Source organism: Salinivibrio proteolyticus, from assembly GCF_027286365.1.
In the GTDB taxonomy this organism is placed as follows: domain Bacteria; phylum Pseudomonadota; class Gammaproteobacteria; order Enterobacterales; family Vibrionaceae; genus Salinivibrio; species Salinivibrio proteolyticus.
The window spans coordinates 517,646-535,442 of the sequence record NZ_CP114584.1 but is presented as its reverse complement, the minus strand read 5'-3'; the positions used below and the strand labels follow the sequence as shown (position 1 = coordinate 535,442).

The following is a 17,797-nucleotide window of genomic DNA, read 5'->3' as shown; positions in this document are numbered from 1 at the left end:
TCATGACCAAATCAGCACAACTTTTCCAACAAGCAAGACGCACCATTCCAGGTGGCGTGAATTCTCCCGTACGTGCTTTTGCCGGCGTCGGCGGCGACCCTGTCTTTATGGAGCGCGCCGATGGCGCTTATATTTTCGATGCCGACGGTAAAGCCTACATTGATTTCGTCGGCTCATGGGGCCCGATGATCTTGGGTCACAATCATGCTGCTATTCGTGAGGCTGTGATTGATGCCGCTCATCGTGGCCTAAGTTTTGGCGCCCCGACAGAAAGTGAAATCACATTATCAGAATTAGTGGCAGAGCTGGTGCCATCGATGGAAATGGTCCGCATGGTCAACTCTGGCACAGAGGCGACCATGAGTGCGATTCGTTTGGCGCGCGGCTTTACCAAGCGGGATAAGTTCATCAAGTTTGAAGGAAACTATCACGGTCATGGCGACTGCCTGTTGGTTAAAGCGGGCTCTGGCGCTCTCACCTTGGGTGAGCCTAACTCACCGGGGGTGCCTGCTGACTTTGCGAAACACACGCTGACATGTACCTATAACGATCTCGACTCTGTCCGTCAGACCTTTGAAACCTATCCAGACGATATTGCCTGTATCATCGTTGAGCCTGTATCAGGGAACATGAACTGCGTCCCGCCACAGCCAGGCTTTTTGGAAGGACTACGCGCCCTTTGCGACGAGTTCGGCGCTCTGCTGATCTTTGATGAAGTGATGACCGGCTTTCGTGTGGCACTAGGCGGCGCTCAAGCCTACTACGGGGTGAAACCCGATCTCACCACACTGGGTAAAATCATCGGTGGCGGTATGCCTGTGGGGGCGTTTGGTGGTCGTCGTGATGTAATGGAGTATATCGCACCGACTGGCCCAGTCTATCAAGCCGGTACCCTTGCCGGTAACCCTGTGGCTATGGCGGCGGGCCTCGCCTGTCTCAGCGAATTGCGTCAGCCAGGCAACCATGATTATCTGGACAGTATCACCAAGCAACTGGCCGATGGCTTTAAAGCCCTTGCGGACAAACACGGTATTGCACTGACCACCAACCAAGCCGGCGCAATGTTCGGTTTCTTCTTCACCGATAACGACACGGTCACATGTTTCAAAGACGTACAGCAATGTGATACAGAACGCTTTAAGCGCTTCTTCCACTTAATGCTAGAGCAAGGTGTCTATCTTGCACCGTCCGCTTATGAAGCCTGCTTCACGTGCTTAGCGCACGGGCAAAAAGAGATCGACGCCACCTTGTCGGCGGCCGACCATGCCTTTGCTACCCTAGCCGCTGAGGCATAAGCACGCGCAACCTTGGATGACATCTGTGCTTGAGTCACAAGCAAAAAGCCCCGCGAGATCTCGCGGGGCTTTTTTTTACTTGCGCTGATGGTGTTAGGCCTCATCACCGCCAAAAACTAGAATATCGAGCGCCCAATTCGTGCTGATAGGAGCTCAAGAGCCGCGGTTCCTGCCAACGAGTTGCCGGAAGGGTCAAGCTCAGGCGACCATACTGCAATCGACATTTCACCGGGAACGACCGCAATAATGCCGCCGCCCACGCCGGATTTGCCCGGCATCCCAACACGGTAGGCGAATTCACCCGCACCATCATACAAGCCACACGTAGCCAGTAGCGCATTCAATTGTTTGCTCTGGGTTTTGGTGAGGATCGCGCGCGCGCGCCCCAACGGCTTACCCTGATTGGCAAGATAGAAAAACGCTTTCGCCAAGTCCACACAACTCATTTTCAGCGCACAATAATGAAAATAATTGGTCAGTACCGGCACGACCTCGTTTTCAAAATTACCAAATGCTCGCATCAAATAGGCGATTGCGGCATTGCGGTCACTGTGCTGCATTTCCGAGTCCGCGACCACTTTGTCATAGCAAATATGAGGGTTTGCCGCCAGCGCGCGAACAAACTCCAACATCCGCTGGCGCGGTGCCGATTGACGCGTATGCAGCATGTCACTGACCACCAGTGCCCCTGCATTGATAAATGGATTACGCGGGATACCTTGTTCCATCTCAAGCTGAATAAGCGAGTTAAAGGCTTGTCCAGAGGGCTCTTTGCCAACACGCGCCCAAATCTCATCCGCTTTGTAGTTTTGCATCGCAAGGGTTAGGCTCAACACCTTGGAGATCGATTGAATCGAAAAGGCTTCATCTGCATCCCCGGCGCGAATGATCTCACCGTCGTTGTAACATACCGCGATGCCTAACTTATGATTCGGCACGTCGGCCAGTGCGGGAATATAGTCGGCAACTTTGCCTTTGCCGATCAGCGGACGCACATCATCCAGGATGTCAGATAATAATTGAGAACTGGGTTTCACTTGCTTGCTCCCTTTACAGCTTGGGACAAAAAAGCCAACCCAAGGTTGGCTTTCAGTGCACATCGAAAAGTGGCGCCCACAAGGCGTCAGTCGATCACGCCGTGCGTGTGTATTTAATATCCCACACACCATGACCGAGTCGATGACCGCGTTGCTCAAATTTGGTAAGCGGACGATCATCAGGGCGCGGAACATAATACCCCTCTTGGGCGATGTTTTGATAGTGTGGCGCAGCGTCCATTACTTCAATCATATGCTCGGCGTAGTTTTCCCAGTCCGTTGCCATATGGAATACACCACCGACTTTAAGCTTATCTCGGACCATTTCAGCAAACGGGAGCTGAACAATGCGGCGTTTGTGGTGGCGCTTTTTATGCCACGGGTCGGGGAAGAAGAGTTGCACCGTATCCAAGCTTTCTTTCGGCAGCATTTGTTCAAACACTTCCACCGCATCATGGCACATCACACGCAGGTTAGTCACACCGGCCTCACGCGCTGCCATCAGGCATGCACCCACACCCGGGGTGTGTACTTCAATGCCAATAAAGTTTTTCTCTGGCGCGTTTTTCGCCATTTCAACCAAGGAAGCCCCCATACCAAAGCCAATCTCTAACACCACAGGATTGCCATTGCCAAACACCTGCTGCCAATCCAATTCAGTGGCCTCAAAATCAATGCCCATGGTTGGCCAGCATTCATTCAGCGCTTGTTCTTGGCCTTTGGTTAACCGGCCTTCGCGACGCACAAAGCTGCGAATTTTGCGAATGACTTTTCCATCCTCGGTCAGTTCGGTTTTAGTGACTTCAGTCATGATTGTATGCCTGTGATGCAGTGATTGGGACTCAATGGTTCGCGCAAGACCCAAGATTGTTGGAAATCTAAACGGACTGCGCATTATGCAAAGTTTTCACGCCAGCGCAAGTTGGGATCAAGTGATCCTATTGGTGATCCCTGTCGTTAGTGTACCCTGTGCCCTGCATCCGTGCACGTGTGAGCAAAACAATAAGAGAGATCGCAGTGAGTCAATCCTTTTCAGACGCCATCTTGGCATGGTACGACCAATATGGACGTAAAACCTTGCCGTGGCAGCAAAACAAGACGCCTTATAAAGTCTGGCTAAGTGAAATCATGCTTCAGCAGACACAAGTCAGTACGGTTATTCCTTATTTTGAGCGTTTTATGGCACGCTTCCCAACTGTGACGGACTTGGCGAACGCGGATCAAGACGAGGTTCTCCATTTGTGGACAGGGCTTGGCTACTACGCGCGGGCACGCAACTTACACAAGGCCGCAAAGGTGATTGCCGAGCAATACGACGGCGTTTTTCCTACCACCTTAGAGGCCGTGATGGCCTTACCCGGGGTGGGACGTTCCACCGCAGGTGCGGTACTTTCCCTATCGCTTAAACAGCCACATCCCATACTCGACGGCAATGTAAAACGCACACTCGCGCGTTGCTTTGCCGTCGAAGGATGGCCGGGTAAAAAACCAGTTGAAAACAAGCTCTGGGCGTTGGCAGAAACACTGACACCCACAACAGACACGGATAAGTACAATCAAGCCATGATGGATATGGGCGCTATGATCTGTACCCGCAGCAAGCCGAAGTGCGAGCTTTGCCCCGTCGCGGAGCGGTGTGAAGCGCGTGCGCAAGGACGCCAACTCGATTTTCCCGGAAAAAAACCGAAAAAAACGCTACCGGTCAAACAGACCAGTTTTTTACTGATTCAGTATCAAGACGAAATCTGGCTAGAGCAGCGCCCACCCAGTGGCCTTTGGGGGGGACTATGGTGTTTACCCCAAGCTGAAGAGCAACACGCCGAGCAAGCAATTCAAGAGAAGCTACAAGGCCTCGTCCCGCTACGCACCGAAGTATTAACTGCGTTTCGCCATACCTTTAGCCACTTTCACTTAGATATCGTGCCGATCAGCGTCACGGTATCGCAACGCCCTCAAATCGTCATGGAAGCCAATCAAGGGCTTTGGTATAACTTGTCACAACCCGCAAAAGTTGGATTGGCGGCCCCGGTGAAAAAGCTGTTAACCTTGCTTAATCACGAACGCCAACGCCCCCAAACAGGCGATAATGAGGAACCTAGATTATGAGCCGTACCGTATTTTGCCAACGCCTCCAGAAAGAAGCTGATGGCCTTGATTTTCAACTCTATCCCGGTGAGCTGGGTAAGCGTATTTACGATAACATCTCAAAAGAAGCGTGGGCTGACTGGCAGAAAAAGCAAACCATGCTCATCAATGAGAAAAAGCTCAATATGATGGATCCCGAGCACCGTAAATTGATCGAGGCTGAGATGGTGAAATTCCTTTTCGAAGGCCAAGACGTGCAGATCGATGGTTACGTGCCACCGGAAGATAACCAATAACGCGCGCTGCGCCACAAGCAGATTGCGTTATCACTGCAAATCACCCGCATTGTGTTAGGCTAAATGCGGGTGTTTTTTTATGCTAACGCGATGAAAGATGACGCGATTAATCTGTTTACTGATTTGCTGTCTAAGTTTACTGATCACAGGTTGTAGCCGCGAAAGCGTCGAGCAGTACGTGGGCGTCAGCTATAAAACGACCAACCGATTTGCGAAAAACCTCGCTCCTCTCCCCGGTCAATTTGAAAAAGACATTGACGCGCTCAACCAATTAATCGGTCAGTTTACTGGCAACATTGAAGTGCGCTGGGGTGAGAATCAAGTCTTTGTGTCGGGCAAACGCGACTACGTTAAATACACAGATAACTATAAAAGTCGGGCTCGGATTGATTTTGAACGCGGTGTTATTCAAGTTGAAACCGTCGCCACAGACAATCCAAAATCGCATTTAAAACAGGCAATTATCACCACCCTACTCACACCTCAAGACCCTGCCTCTGTCGATCTTTACTCGGCGGCTGAGGTGCCGCTCGAAGGTCGCCCCTTTTTGGAAGGACAAGTGGTGGACCACGAAGGTAAAGCCATTAGCTGGCAGTGGCGCGCGAATCGCTTTGCCGAATACTTACTCGACCACCGTCTGAAGAAAAAACAAGTCCGTTTTCAGAATATGTATTACGTCACCATCCCTATGGTAAGTGATCACGTCGCGAAGCGAAGTTATCAGTATGCTGATATCGTCCGCCGTGCCGCCAAGCGCTATGATATTTCAGAACAGCTTATCTATGCGATTATCAAAACGGAAAGCAGCTTCAACCCCTATGCGGTAAGCTGGGCGAATGCTTACGGGTTAATGCAAGTTGTCCCTAAAACCGCAGGACGCGATGTGTTTAAATTGGTGAAAAAGCGTCCTGGCCAGCCCACTCCGAAATACCTTTTTGATCCAGAGAAAAATATTGATACTGGCACTGCGTACTTCTACATCCTTAAAAACCGGTATCTTAAAGCCGTACGCGATCCACTCTCTTTGCACTACAGTATGATTTCCGCCTACAACGGTGGAACGGGAAATGTGCTACGAACCTTTGATCGCAATCGCGATCGCGCCATGCGAGACTTAAATAGTCTAAAACCTAATCAGGTGTTTTGGGCGCTTACCCACCGCCACCCTTCTTCGGAGTCTCGGCGCTACCTACAAAAGGTAACGCGTTACCAAAAAGAGTTTGCGAATTTACCCCAATAAGCCCTGATGAAACCCTGAAAATTGTGCACTTTTATGGCATTTCGCTGCCTTTTTATCCAAACAACACGATTAGCGCACTTTTTTCAAAAAAACAGTTGACGGTGAGACGGAAAATCCGTTTAATAGCGCCCCGTTGGCCCGGATAGCTCAGTCGGTAGAGCAGGGGATTGAAAATCCCCGTGTCGGTGGTTCGATTCCGCCTCCGGGCACCATATAATGAAATAATGGTGTGACACACAGTATTTCGCGATTTGTGTGCCGGCTTAGCTCAGTTGGTAGAGCAACTGACTTGTAATCAGTAGGTCGCCAGTTCGACTCCGGCAGCCGGCACCATTGCCTCGATAGCTCAGTTGGTAGAGCAGGGGATTGAAAATCCCCGTGTCGGTGGTTCGATTCCGCCTCGAGGCACCATTATTCCCCCATAGTTCAGTTGGTAGAACGGCGGACTGTTAATCCGTATGTCACTGGTTCGAGTCCAGTTGGGGGAGCCACATTTAAAGAAAGCGTTAACCGAAAGGTTGGCGCTTTTTTTGTTTGGCTATCGCCAAATATGTCACTGGGCTAGGCGCTCCCGACTAGGCGTCCCTCCCCAGTTACAGGCCTATCCGTTACGCTTGGCCATTGTTAAGCTTAAAAACCGCTTCAACGGCTCGACCTTGATCACTGTAGCTAAACTGCTCGCATATCGATTTAATCAACGTAATCCCTCGCCCAGACAAGCTCTCCGCATCATGGTTGGTTTCTCGGATTTGACGTTCATAATCAAAGCCCTTCCCTGAGTGCGCCATCTTCAAAATAAAACGCTGTACCTTGGGCTGAAAAGCTAACTCCAACTCAATGTAATGCTCACCACTTAGCGCATCGAGTTTTTCTTGCCGTGATAGATAGTAATTAAAGAAACCATCCACATCGTTTTTCGATACGGACTCGAGGCCCAAAATACCATAATCGAGCGCATTATTGAGAAGCTCTGATATCACAGTGCAAATTAAATCAAGATCAGTACTTTCTCCCACGATGCCTTTTACTCGCCCTCTTAAATCAGCGATTAAATCGGCTTTTTTCAGTAACTCGGTATCAAAACGAATTTGAGTACACGATGGGACGACAGAATAAGGTTGCAGTGAAACTGTATTGTCCTGCCTTTCAGGGCAAGCAATCGGAAAAGAAAGCTCTAACATGGAAATGTCATCGGTAACGCCAGCATCCCCTGCGAAGGCCGAAAGTGTACGCTTTACTTGCTCAATTAAGCTGCCTTGGCAACCACTTAGCGCACGAATAAGTCCAATTTCAGACAGCTGCTTATCAGACTGATTTCTCGCTTCAATTACGCCATCTGTGGCTAAGAATAGACGCTGCCCTTCTCTAAACTGTAACCGCGTGATAGTCGCATCAAAGCTCGCCCTGTCTTGCGCCCCTAGTGCCATGTGTCGGCCGTGATGGGTTTCTAACACTTGCCCATATTGATCAAGACTGTAAGCATCCGGCATCCCACCGGTCCACATATTCACAGTTAATCCATCTGGCATCACTTCCAAAACCGCACCAGCGAGCATAGTGCCAACGGGCATAAAGTTGCGTAAGTGAGTATTAACTTCACTGGCAATATCGCCCACCGGTAAGCCTCGTTGAGCGGTTGTGATAAAGGTTTTCACTGCTGGAATAGTACTTATTGCAGCAGGAAGTCCATGCCCTGTGGCATCAGCAATCAGGATATATAGCCCACCCAAAGGCCTAGGTAATATCATGGTAACATCGCCATTAAACAGACTGTATGAGCCTGAGTAACTATCAAACCCTGATACGCCCGATAAACTAAATGACATCAAACGCTCAAAAATTTGGCTTGCCATCGCGTGCTCATAGACGGTAGCCTCTTGGAATTGTTTCAGCTGGTCGCGTTGGAATGTGACTTCGCGGAACAGACAGGTATGACGAAAGTGGGTCCGGACTTTAACGATAAGCGTCGCAACATCCACCGGCTTACTCAAAAAGTCATCACCGTATTGCATGCAGCTTGCATAAATATCTTGGTCATCAATGCCGGTCAAAAATATGATAGGTAGCAACTTTTGCGGGAAACGCCTGCGTATTTCCTGCGCCATTTGAAACCCATCAATTTTAGGCATGTTGACATCAGAGATGATCAAGTCTGGAAACATTTCCGGCGAGATAGACTCCAACAGTTGAAGCGCCTCGCTACCATTCATCGCCATGCTGATATTATCAGCTTCGTCCTTTAAGGCTGCTGCAATATAGTGCACCAACGCCGGCTCATCATCGACCACCAACACGTTCATAGGCGACTCACTCTATTTTGAATTTTTTCTCAAATTTGGCGATAAACAACACACGCTTAATCGCATCCGGACAGTTGATTAGCCGAATTGAACCATCAGATTTGTTTAAATAGTCCTGCATGTTCAAAAGAATGCCGAGCCCCGCACTGTCCATATAGGTCGCTTCTCGGAGGTCGACAATCACCTCCTGATCAGTCAGATCGGCATAAGCATCTCGGATCTCTTGCACCATCGTAAAGTTGAACTCGCCTTTCACATGCAAGATCACCTGTTTCCCATCCTTTTGTTCGTCCCGTCGAATTCTCATTGGCACCTCTAAAATAATTCAATTTCACCTTCATCAAGGGATTGTTGTTTTGCAGGGGCACGTTTGGCAGAGCCTGCTTTTTCTTCAATGGCATTGACCTTTTCATTTAGCGCATGCCAATCGATATCCTTTTCCGACATGGTTTCAATAATCAGTGCGTTCAATTCTTCCAAAATATGCAGATTGTCGAGTATGTGCCCACCTTGTTGCGTGATAATGTCAGCAAATTGTAGGTTCTTAATACACGAGCCAATTTCTTGCTGGACCTGCTCCCCGAGCATGGAGACCCGTTCTATTTCCTGGCCGACCTGATCGTTGACCGATTTCACCCCTTCGAGTAACGAGTCAATGTATTCTTTCGACCGAATTGACTCAGTCATATCTAAAGAAGCAATTTCCCCTACGGTATCCTTGGTTTTATCGACACTTTCTTGGGCGAGATCGATATGCTTGTGGATTTCAGTATTAAGGTCTGTCGCCTTAATCGCGAGTGAGCGAACTTCTTGGGCAACGACCGCGAAGCTGCGTCCATTTTCGCCGGCGCGCGCCGCTTCAATGGCTGCGTTCAATGCGAGCAAGTTGGTTTGATCAGACATGGCTTGCACATCATCCAACAGCTCAAATACCTCATTGAGTTTGCTCGACATTTCTTCAATGGTATAAATGGACGACACGCTTTTATCACTGACCTTGACCATAATGTCGATGTAAGCATCAATCGCACGTTCAGTTTCGGGTAACACCTTGGTCAGACTGTACTCGCTTTCTTCGTTATGCAGCAGTTCGTTCGCCATACTGGTCGCAGTCGCGACCTGGTCCTGACAGGCACTTTGCATACTAAAAAAGCTCCCATTTAAGCTTTCAACCGATTCATCAATTACCTCACGTTGACGCGCTAACTGCTCACGGATTGGTACCAACTCAATCGATAAAATATGATGAATACGGCGTAGCAGTTGTTCAGGGGCATCCTTTTCCACCATGTCGGCCCCTTCTTCCATACCAATCGAAGCACGCTTTTTCGATAAAAGAAGAAGCTGTCCCCCCATTAATACGAAGACCAACATAGCAAACACACCGGCTTGCCACGTCATCGACCATAACGCAAAGCCAATCGTGAGGAGTAACGTCAATATCGGTGGCCATATTAGGGACTTAGAATCACTTGCCATAGACTGTCTCCACTAAGAAATTTGCCACATTAGAGAGCGGAAGGACTTGTGATGCGCCTCCGAGTTCAATTGCGACACGTGGCATCCCCCACACCACAGAGCTAGCTTGATCCTGCGCCGCCGTTAATGCACCGGCTTGATGCATTTTTAGAAGACCGGATGCTCCGTCTCTCCCCATGCCAGTTAAAATGACCCCCACCGATTTAGCACCGACGGCTTCTGCAACAGAGGAAAACATCACATCAACAGACGGGCGGTGACGCTCAACCGGCGCTTCATCCGTCGGTTGGCAATATAAATGACCTTGTCGATTCACCACCGTAAGATGGCGATCGCCCGGCGCTACATAAACATGCCCTTGAATAAGCGGCATGCGATCAGCCGTTACTTCTTCGACGGATAAACGGCAAGCTCGGTCTAACCGCTGAGCGAAAGGCCCACAAAAAGCCGCCTTGATGTGCTGGGTAAGCACGATGGGCGGCATGTGTTCGGGCAGTCTTTCAAGCACGCCCCTTAGCGCCTCCGTACCGCCAGTGGAAGCACCCAGCGCAATAACTTCATACCCTTTGCGATTATAATGATGACGATTGACCTGCACAGGTGCTGCTTGTTTACCCCACAGAGGTTGACCAATGTTGGCTTGGGCCGCCGCTTTCACTTTACTCACCAGCTCATCCCGCTCTTGGGTCATGGCGGTGGCTATGTTGGCAGACGGTTTAGGCACATAGTCGACCGCACCAATCTCCAGCGCCGTTAAAGTGACCTCAGCCCCATGCTGGGTCAAGGTCGATACCATCACCACAGGCATTGGCCGTAAGCGCATCAAATTTTTAAGAAATTGAATACCGTTCATCTTCGGCATTTCAATGTCTAACGTAATCACATCCGGATTTAGCTTCTTAATTTTTTCCCGTGCTTCATAAGGATCTTCCGCCGCCCCTATGACCTCAAGGGCAGGATCACTCTCAAGACACTCCCGAATCAATGTTCGATAGAGCGGTGAGTCATCAACGATCAGTACTTTATAGCGATACTTACTCATCAAAACAGCTCCACATCTTGATTATCAGCGCTGTCATCTCGAGATTCTTGGAGCAAGCGTTGATTGTATTGGGCCTCTTCTGCCACCAGCTCTTTTTGACTGAGAGACTGAATTTTCTTCACCCAAGCTTTTCCAGTTCTAGGATCAAACAACACGCGGCGAGGAAAAGACTGGCCAAGGTCTTCTGAGACTAAGGTCAGAACTTCATTGGCAACATAGCGACGAACAAACTCAATGTTTTTGCGCCCTATAGCAATGTTCTGCCCCATGATATTGCCCCCACCAAAAAGCTTGACGCGTAAACGGTTTTTTATCGCCCCTTGTTGCAACAAGGTATTGATGAGGATCTCCATGGCATAGTTACCGTACCGCGCCGCATGAGACATGTATTGCTCTGCACTCCATTCTTTCGCCGCTTGGTCATCTTTAAGTGGCAACATAAAGTGATTCATGCCGCCCATATTGGCGAGAGGATCCCAGATACATGCAGCAATACACGACCCTAACCCTGTCGCGATAAGCTCGTCGTCCGAGCTGACGTAAATCTCTCCCGGCTTCAATTTCACCATGTACCTGTCATGCTCTGGACTAAAAAAACGCTGTACGGGTTTTTCTTGGGCATGATGGTGCAGTTCTAGTGCTTGGTGCATATCACTCCCGTTTGCGATACATGGTATGGCCGAGGTTGTCGAATTTATTCGCCATTTTTCCAATGCCTTCTGAGTGGCCGATAAATAAAATGCCGCCCGGCGCTAATTGGCGCCAAAAGCGCTCAATTAACCATTGCTGCGTCTCGCGCTCGAAATAAATCATTACGTTACGACAAAAAATTGCATCCATTGCATGCTTGTGAGGCCAGTCACCTTTTAGATTAAGTTGCTTAAAACTAATAATGTCGCGTAGCGCTCGTTTGGCTTTAAATAAATCCTGCTTAATCCCTTTTCCTTTTAGAAATCCCGGTTTGAGATACTCCGGTGGGATGGTGTTAACAACATCCAAGCTGTAGGTGCCGTTACTCGCTGTGTTTAGTACTTGGGTGTCGAGATCCGTTGCCAATAAATGAACATCCATTTGACCACCAATCATGCCGTGACCCGCCAATACTGACGCAATGGTGTAAGGCTCTTCACCGGTGGAACACCCTGCCGACCAAATCCTCACCCGCTTTTGCTTACGTTGTTGCCACAGGGGGATCAACTGATGGGCGAGGAAATCAAAGTGATGACGCTCGCGAAAAAATTGCGTTTTATTGGTGGTGAGTGCATTGATAAAAGCCACTCTCTCGTCAGCACTTTTCTCCACCAACGCAAAATAATCATCAAAGGTTGCCACGCCCGTTCGGCGCAAACAGCGCGCCAAACGGCTATACACCATACTTTTCTTTTTGTCCGCCAACGAAATACCGGTTTCATTCAGCATAAATGTCTGCACAAACTTAAATTGCGTTTGGCTGAACGAGTATGCACTCGCAGATGACGAGCTCACCGGCGCACTCACGCTTAAAACTCCTCCCACTCATCACTGACTTCAGACGCCGCGCTTTTTCCCGAATTCACCGCTTTTAGCCGTGCTGCTGGCGCGGCTTCTCCATTGCGATAAGGCGCTGGTTCTTTCTTAGCCGCGACCGATGAACGGGGTGAAGCGGGTTTCGTATTCGATTGTGCAAGTTGCTTATCGACTAACTTTTCGGCATCAATATCGATTTGGAAGAAACCGATTAGATTAATCAATTCAGCACTCTCATCGCGCATTGACTGGCTAGATGCTGCGGCCTCTTCCACCAAAGCTGCGTTTTGCTGCGTCATTTGGTCCATACGCGCCACCGAACGGGTGATCTCGTCGATTCCGGTCGCCTGCTCTTGGCTCGCCGCGTTGATCTTGTCAATAAGCTGAGATACTTCCATCACCGAAGAGACAATTTCTTCCAACATCTCCCCAGATTCATCGACCAGTTTCGAGCCTTGAGTGACTTTCTCTACACTGTCTTTGATCAGTTCTTTGATTTCTTTAGCTGCACCAGCACTGCGCTGCGCCAAATTACGGACTTCGCCCGCGACAACGGCAAAACCTCGACCTTGCTCGCCCGCTCGCGCCGCCTCAACGGCCGCATTCAGCGCCAATAGGTTGGTTTGGAAGGCGATTTCATCAATCACGCCAATGATGTCAGCAATTTTCTTGCTCGCATCATTGATTTCGGCCATGGCTTCAACGGTTTCTTTGACCACTTCACCGCCTTTGTGTGCTTTTTCGCTGGTTTTAGACGCTAGGGTGTTCGCAGAGGCGGCACTTTCCGCATTTTGCTTCACCGTAGCCGTCATCTGCTCCATGCTCGCCGCGGTTTCCTGTAAGTTGGCCGCTTGCTCTTCAGTACGTTCACTCAGATCGTTATTACCCTCAGCAATTTCAGCGGATGCAGACGCCACACGTCCTGAAGAATGGGTGATCTTCTCTACCATATTGCGCAAGTTGTTGATTGAAGCATTCACCGCTTGGCTCAGATCTTCAAAGTCCCCTTTGTAATCCTCGGGCATATTGATTTTCAGATCACCTTTCGATACGCCACGCATCACGCGAATACACTCATTCAATGGGTCGACAACACTATCGAGTAATTGGTTAATTCCGTTACCCAATTTGGCCATCGAACCACTGTACTTACTGGTATTCATTCGATCACTAAGGTTACCATCGGCCGCTTTTTCGATAAGGTCTTCTACCTGACGCAGGCTATCCATTTGTTCGGTAATATCCTCCCATTGCAACCCTGGCCCCATGTATTCACCGTCATCGTCATAAAGGGCAATGCAATTGAGCGCAAATTCGAGCGCTGCGACCTTAATTTCAGCTTTCAATGGCATCCGGTCTGGGTTGGCAATCACAGACTGTTGGTGCGACGGGTTTTTATGGAATTGATCAATGCTAGTACCAACTAGCTTGTCTACAGAGAAGCCAGGGAAGACCTCGCGCATCTCATCCTCGCGGCTCTTAAGCAGCTCAGTAACTGCAGGATTGAGGTAGCGAATGATGCCATCTTTATCCGCCAGCATCACTTTGGTCGTCATGCCCTCTACCACAGCGGCCAGCCGCGACCGCTCAGCTTCTTTTTTGCGACGTTCTGTCACATCACGCCACTCAATGGTGGTGCCGATATGGCTACCATGCCGGTCGTAACTTGCCGTCGCATGAAACTCAAAGCGAGCTGCTTTAAATCGAATATCACGGTTTATGGGTAAGTCATTCGGCGACAGGAATGTGTCACATTGAAGCTGTGGAAACAGATAATCGATTTGCTTACCGATAATATCGTCACGATTCGCGACAAACGCATTGTTTTTACTGCGAAATGTCTGCTCATGCTGCTTACATAAGCGGACGGTTTGCTCATTCACATGCGTGATCTCACCGTGCGTTCCTAAAATAACAAACGCACTGTGGGTATTATCCAATGCGCCTTTTAGCAAGCTATGCTCTTCGCTCTGGTGAGCGCGTGCGGTTATATCACTGAGCTCAACACTAAAGCCTTGCCCATCCGTCACTTTGCTGGCAGACACGCGCAGCTTCCCAGCGCCAATTTCAATGTTTTGTACCGAGGGCTTGTCGTCTAATAGCTGCTGCCATTGCTGATAATCGACCAAGTCTGACGGCAATACTGCACTCATTGGTTTGCCAAAAAGCATGTCACTTTGGGCAGTGAATTCGGTATTACCACGCTCTCGAATCGCCGCTTGATAACATTGCAACAACTGCAATGCCCGTCGGTTAATCAGTGTGATTTGCAGTTGATTGTCGAGCATAATGAGTGCAGCAGGCGCGACATTGAGTGCCGCAAGAAGCTGCACATTCTGCTTTGTTTGTTGGGTTTGTTGCTCTTGCTGTACTTCCCTTTTAAACCACGCCATATTCTAGTCCTCGTTCGCGATCTCGGGTTGTGCTGTTTGCTGTAACTGATCAAAGTCGAATAACCGCTCTAAATTAATCAGAACCACATGCCTATCATTCACCGAGGCGATCCCTTCCATGTACCACTCTTCGCGTCGATGTAGCCCAGGCGGGGCTTTAATTTGCTCTGTACTCAAGTTATGTACCTCTGCCACGGCATCGACCACGATGCCCAACGAGATACCTTGCTTGTCTCTTACGATGATAATTACGCTCATTGAGGTCAGCGTGGCTGGCGGCATACCAAAACACTGGCGAATATCCATGATGGGGATGTATTCTCCCCGTAACTCCAGCACACCTAACATGTGCGGCAACGAATTAGGAATACGTCGCACCTGTGACCAACCGCGAACCTCTTTCACATCCAAGATGTGCACGCCGTACTCTTCGTCTTCCAGTAAAAAACTCAAATACTCTCGTGATTGCTCCATATTTATTTCACCTATATCCAATGCTCGATACGCAGCAGCTCATCAACATTGACCAATGACATCACCCGCTGATCGACATTGAGCAAACCACTTACGTAGGCAATCACTTGGGAATCACCGATAGGTGGCATAATCTGCCCTTCACCCTGATCCACCACATCTGATACCGCATCCACTACAACGCCCATGACCTTGTGGTTCGCGGCCTCACTGGCGCGTAAAATTAGCACGACCGTTTCACGGTGGTAGTCCGCTTTTTTGGTGTTAAACCGCACACGTAGATCCATGACAGGCACAATCATGCCGCGCAGGTTAATGACGCCGAGTATGAACGCCGGTGAGCGCGGCAGTAGTGTTGGTGGCTCCCAAACTCGGATCTCTTCGACGGTTTGGATATCCACGCCATAAAGCTCACCCGCTAAATCGAAGCTCAGGTAATCGCTGCCTTGTAAACGATCGACGCGATCGTCAATGTCCACCACGTCTTCAGACTGCATCAGATTCTGCATGGCCTCTCCTTATGCCGCGGCGATATGACCGCTAGCGTCACTGACGCGCGACAAGAATTGCGTAATGAGCCCTTGGATATCGAGGATGAGTGATACCGAGCCGTCACCCAAAATAGTGGCACCGGAAATACCTGCCACGCGGGTATAATTAGACTCTAAGCTTTTGATAACGACTTGCTGCTGACCCAGTAATTCATCAAGCAACAGCCCGACTTTCTTATCGCCCGCTTCAACCAAGCAAAGCAATTGCTTATCGAGATCCTCGCCACAGTGCCCTAACCCAAACTCTTCTTTTAAGCGCAAAATTGGGATATTTTCATCGCGTAGGCGATAAAGCTGTACGCCAGACGCGGTTTTAATTTGTTGGCTATCAATTTGAATGGATTCAATAATAGAAATAAGTGGCACCACATAAACTTGGCCCGCCACCTTAACGAGTTGTCCGTCCAAAATCGCCAGCGTTAATGGCAAACTGATTTTGAATGTGCTGCCTTTTTCGGGTGCTGAGTGCACATCGATATTACCGCCTAACTGCTCGATATTACGGCGCACGACGTCCATCCCCACACCGCGCCCTGATACGTCTGATACCTGTTCAGCGGTTGAAAAGCCCGGAGCAAACACAAGATTGAACACTTGCGTGTCCGTCAACTCATCAATCGGTAAGTCATCTGAGATGAGGCCCTTATCCAGCGCTTTTTGCCAAATTTTTTCTTTATTCAGTCCGGCACCATCATCGCTGACTTCAATCACAATAGAACCGCCTTGATGATAGGCATTCAAATGCACTAACCCGATTTCGGGTTTACCTTTTCCTTTTCGCTCTTCGGGGGACTCTAAGCCATGGTCGACCGCATTTCTCACCAAGTGCACCAGCGGGTCGGAGATACGCTCTAAAACCGTTTTATCCAGTTCAGTGCTTTCCCCTTCAATCATCAGCTCTACACGTTTACCTAACTGTGATGACAGGTCGCGAATCAAACGAGGGAAACGGTTAAAGGCAAAACTAATCGGCAACATGCGGATATCAAGCACACTCTCTTGTAGCTCTTTGGTGTTTTGCATCAACTGCTCGAGACCTGACTGGAGTTGCTCAAGTTTTTCTGGAGAAAAGTTACTACTGAGTTCAGCCAGCATAGATTGTGTGATCACTAATTCGCCGACCAAATTGATCAAGTTATCGACTTTGTCGATCTCAACACGAATGGAGGAAACGCTAGCATCACTTTTCGCTGCAGGTTTGGGCGCCGTTTTTTTGCTACTGGATTTGCTGGCTGTCTGAGCCTTGTCCGATGTTTGTTCCTCAGCAGGTTGCGCTGATGCCACAGGCGCACTATCAGAAGCCGCTATATTCTCTGAAGCTGAAGCAGTCGCCGTAGAAGAAGATCCTGCCGATGCTTCCTCATTGCGCGTAATACTCAGCTCACACTCATCTTCGACCCAATCAAAAATCGCTTCGATATCTTCACGGGGAACATGCCCATCAACGCGCACTTGCCATTTTAAGAACAATTGCTCGGGATCGAGTTCGGTAAAATCTGGCAGAGCAGAGGGATCACACACAATATCCGCTCCACCGGGGAGTGCTTCAAGCTCTCGAAGAATACGTACCGGATCATTACCAGAAAACAACATATCTGGGTGAGGCTCAAAACCAACCAGCCATTCGCCCGCTACCGAGACAGCCGGGACATCAGCGACGTCAGGTGCTTGCGCTTCGGAGGGCGCTGCGGCCTCATTTCCCATGATGGCGTTTAACGCTTCGGTCACCGCATCACGTTCAGAGCTGTCATAGTCAGTGTCGTTTTCATACGACTCCAACATAGACAAAATGCAGTCCCCACCACGCAGCAGCACATCAATAGTGTGACTATCTAGCTGCCGCTTCCCTTCACGCGCTTCATCAAGCAGCGTTTCCATGTCATGGGTGAAATGACTGATATCATCGAGATTAAATGTCGCGGCCCCCCCTTTAATCGAGTGAGCAGCGCGGAATATGGTGTTAATTGATTCTAGGTCAGTGGCTTCAGGGTCAAGAGCCAATAACTCTCGCTCCAGCACTTCCAGATTCTCGCGGCATTCTTCATAAAAAATGCGCCGTAGCTGGTCCATGTCCATGGCCATAGAACCCTCCGTCGATG

At 49.4% G+C, this 17,797-nt stretch carries 16 protein-coding genes and 4 tRNA genes; 8 read left to right on the top strand and 12 right to left on the bottom strand.

What is annotated here, in order from left to right; genetic code table 11:
- Positions 1 to 2: 2 nt before the first annotated feature.
- Positions 3 to 1,295 carry a glutamate-1-semialdehyde 2,1-aminomutase gene (gene hemL, locus N7E60_RS02650; RefSeq protein WP_077662313.1) on the top strand — a complete coding sequence of 431 codons (1,293 nt, stop codon included), beginning with the start codon at positions 3 to 5 and terminating at the stop codon, positions 1,293 to 1,295.
- A 116-nt stretch (positions 1,296 to 1,411) separates the two neighbouring features.
- On the opposite strand, the gene glsB is transcribed toward hemL, so the two are convergent.
- Together glsB and trmB are read right to left on the bottom strand one after the other, a co-directional pair.
- The gene (gene glsB / locus N7E60_RS02645; protein WP_069588473.1) at positions 1,412 to 2,332 is read right to left on the bottom strand and encodes a glutaminase B; all 921 of its coding nucleotides are present in this window, start codon (positions 2,330 to 2,332) and stop codon (positions 1,412 to 1,414) included.
- A gap of 94 nt (positions 2,333 to 2,426) precedes the next feature.
- Positions 2,427 to 3,143 carry a tRNA (guanosine(46)-N7)-methyltransferase TrmB gene (gene trmB, locus N7E60_RS02640; RefSeq protein ID WP_077455308.1) on the bottom strand — a complete coding sequence of 239 codons (717 nt, stop codon included), beginning with the start codon at positions 3,141 to 3,143 and terminating at the stop codon, positions 2,427 to 2,429.
- 206 nt (positions 3,144 to 3,349) lie between these two features.
- Here trmB and mutY point away from each other — a divergent pair, with 206 nt between their 5' ends.
- The 7 genes from mutY to N7E60_RS02605 all read left to right on the top strand — a co-directional run bounded on the left by mutY (position 3,350) and on the right by N7E60_RS02605 (position 6,444).
- Entirely contained in the window at positions 3,350 to 4,438 is a 1,089-nt protein-coding gene (gene mutY, locus N7E60_RS02635) for an A/G-specific adenine glycosylase (RefSeq protein ID WP_077455309.1), read from the top strand.
- Positions 4,435 to 4,713: an oxidative damage protection protein gene (locus N7E60_RS02630; RefSeq protein WP_069588452.1), complete on the top strand. Its 279-nt coding sequence runs from the start codon at positions 4,435 to 4,437 to the stop codon at positions 4,711 to 4,713. The genes mutY and N7E60_RS02630 overlap by 4 nt, the downstream gene beginning before the upstream one ends.
- Before the next feature lie 97 nt (positions 4,714 to 4,810).
- Positions 4,811 to 5,953: a membrane-bound lytic murein transglycosylase MltC gene (mltC, locus tag N7E60_RS02625; RefSeq protein WP_077455310.1), complete on the top strand. Its 1,143-nt coding sequence runs from the start codon at positions 4,811 to 4,813 to the stop codon at positions 5,951 to 5,953.
- 136 nt (positions 5,954 to 6,089) lie between these two features.
- Positions 6,090 to 6,165 (top strand) — tRNA-Phe (locus N7E60_RS02620).
- A gap of 45 nt (positions 6,166 to 6,210) precedes the next feature.
- Positions 6,211 to 6,286: transfer RNA gene (locus N7E60_RS02615), tRNA-Thr, on the top strand.
- 2 nt (positions 6,287 to 6,288) lie between these two features.
- Positions 6,289 to 6,364 (top strand) — tRNA-Phe (locus N7E60_RS02610).
- Between the two features lie 4 nt (positions 6,365 to 6,368).
- Positions 6,369 to 6,444 (top strand) — tRNA-Asn (locus tag N7E60_RS02605).
- A gap of 117 nt (positions 6,445 to 6,561) precedes the next feature.
- Here the strand turns inward: N7E60_RS02605 and N7E60_RS02600 are convergent.
- Genes N7E60_RS02600 through N7E60_RS02555 form a run of 10 tightly spaced genes read right to left on the bottom strand, consistent with a single transcriptional unit; the run spans position 6,562 to position 17,780 of the window.
- The gene (locus N7E60_RS02600; protein ID WP_269598055.1) at positions 6,562 to 8,253 is read right to left on the bottom strand and encodes an ATP-binding SpoIIE family protein phosphatase; all 1,692 of its coding nucleotides are present in this window, start codon (positions 8,251 to 8,253) and stop codon (positions 6,562 to 6,564) included.
- Positions 8,254 to 8,260: 7 nt separating this feature from the next.
- Positions 8,261 to 8,560 carry an STAS domain-containing protein gene (locus tag N7E60_RS02595; RefSeq protein ID WP_077455312.1) on the bottom strand — a complete coding sequence of 100 codons (300 nt, stop codon included), beginning with the start codon at positions 8,558 to 8,560 and terminating at the stop codon, positions 8,261 to 8,263.
- A gap of 8 nt (positions 8,561 to 8,568) precedes the next feature.
- Positions 8,569 to 9,732 (bottom strand): methyl-accepting chemotaxis protein, encoded by a 1,164-nt coding sequence (locus tag N7E60_RS02590; protein ID WP_269598053.1) that lies wholly within the window; start codon positions 9,730 to 9,732, stop codon positions 8,569 to 8,571.
- Positions 9,722 to 10,774 (bottom strand): protein-glutamate methylesterase/protein-glutamine glutaminase, encoded by a 1,053-nt coding sequence (locus N7E60_RS02585; RefSeq protein ID WP_269598052.1) that lies wholly within the window; start codon positions 10,772 to 10,774, stop codon positions 9,722 to 9,724. The genes N7E60_RS02590 and N7E60_RS02585 overlap by 11 nt, the downstream gene beginning before the upstream one ends.
- Complete coding sequence (locus N7E60_RS02580; protein ID WP_269598051.1) at positions 10,774 to 11,424, bottom strand: chemotaxis protein CheD; 651 nt, start codon at positions 11,422 to 11,424, stop codon at positions 10,774 to 10,776. The genes N7E60_RS02585 and N7E60_RS02580 overlap by 1 nt, the downstream gene beginning before the upstream one ends.
- 1 nt (position 11,425) lies before the next feature.
- Positions 11,426 to 12,271: a CheR family methyltransferase gene (locus N7E60_RS02575; protein ID WP_269598049.1), complete on the bottom strand. Its 846-nt coding sequence runs from the start codon at positions 12,269 to 12,271 to the stop codon at positions 11,426 to 11,428.
- A gap of 2 nt (positions 12,272 to 12,273) precedes the next feature.
- A complete protein-coding gene (locus tag N7E60_RS02570) occupies positions 12,274 to 14,673 on the bottom strand; it encodes a methyl-accepting chemotaxis protein (RefSeq protein WP_269598048.1) in 2,400 nt (799 codons plus the stop codon).
- A gap of 3 nt (positions 14,674 to 14,676) precedes the next feature.
- The gene (locus N7E60_RS02565) at positions 14,677 to 15,147 is read right to left on the bottom strand and encodes a chemotaxis protein CheW (protein WP_269598047.1); all 471 of its coding nucleotides are present in this window, start codon (positions 15,145 to 15,147) and stop codon (positions 14,677 to 14,679) included.
- A gap of 11 nt (positions 15,148 to 15,158) precedes the next feature.
- Positions 15,159 to 15,656, bottom strand: coding sequence for a chemotaxis protein CheW (locus N7E60_RS02560; RefSeq protein WP_077674986.1), 498 nt, complete (start codon positions 15,654 to 15,656; stop codon positions 15,159 to 15,161).
- 9 nt (positions 15,657 to 15,665) lie between these two features.
- A complete protein-coding gene (locus tag N7E60_RS02555; RefSeq protein ID WP_269598046.1) occupies positions 15,666 to 17,780 on the bottom strand; it encodes a chemotaxis protein CheA in 2,115 nt (704 codons plus the stop codon).
- Positions 17,781 to 17,797 lie beyond the last annotated feature (17 nt).

Excerpts from the sequence above, each read along its gene's own strand:
- N7E60_RS02565 (WP_269598047.1), bottom strand. The coding sequence starts at position 15,147 with ATGGAGCAATCACGAGAGTATTTGAGTTTTTTACTGGAAGACGAAGAG.
- trmB (WP_077455308.1), bottom strand. The coding sequence starts at position 3,143 with ATGACTGAAGTCACTAAAACCGAACTGACCGAGGATGGAAAAGTCATT.
- N7E60_RS02570 (WP_269598048.1), bottom strand. The coding sequence starts at position 14,673 with ATGGCGTGGTTTAAAAGGGAAGTACAGCAAGAGCAACAAACCCAACAA.
- N7E60_RS02630 (WP_069588452.1), top strand. The coding sequence starts at position 4,435 with ATGAGCCGTACCGTATTTTGCCAACGCCTCCAGAAAGAAGCTGATGGC.
- mltC (WP_077455310.1), top strand. The coding sequence starts at position 4,811 with ATGACGCGATTAATCTGTTTACTGATTTGCTGTCTAAGTTTACTGATC.
- N7E60_RS02595 (WP_077455312.1), bottom strand. The coding sequence starts at position 8,560 with ATGAGAATTCGACGGGACGAACAAAAGGATGGGAAACAGGTGATCTTG.
- N7E60_RS02555 (WP_269598046.1), bottom strand. The coding sequence starts at position 17,780 with ATGGCCATGGACATGGACCAGCTACGGCGCATTTTTTATGAAGAATGC.
- N7E60_RS02585 (WP_269598052.1), bottom strand. The coding sequence starts at position 10,774 with ATGAGTAAGTATCGCTATAAAGTACTGATCGTTGATGACTCACCGCTC.
- N7E60_RS02560 (WP_077674986.1), bottom strand. The coding sequence starts at position 15,656 with ATGCAGAATCTGATGCAGTCTGAAGACGTGGTGGACATTGACGATCGC.
- N7E60_RS02580 (WP_269598051.1), bottom strand. The coding sequence starts at position 11,424 with ATGCACCAAGCACTAGAACTGCACCATCATGCCCAAGAAAAACCCGTA.
- hemL (WP_077662313.1), top strand. The coding sequence starts at position 3 with ATGACCAAATCAGCACAACTTTTCCAACAAGCAAGACGCACCATTCCA.
- N7E60_RS02600 (WP_269598055.1), bottom strand. The coding sequence starts at position 8,253 with ATGAACGTGTTGGTGGTCGATGATGAGCCGGCGTTGGTGCACTATATT.
- N7E60_RS02590 (WP_269598053.1), bottom strand. The coding sequence starts at position 9,732 with ATGGCAAGTGATTCTAAGTCCCTAATATGGCCACCGATATTGACGTTA.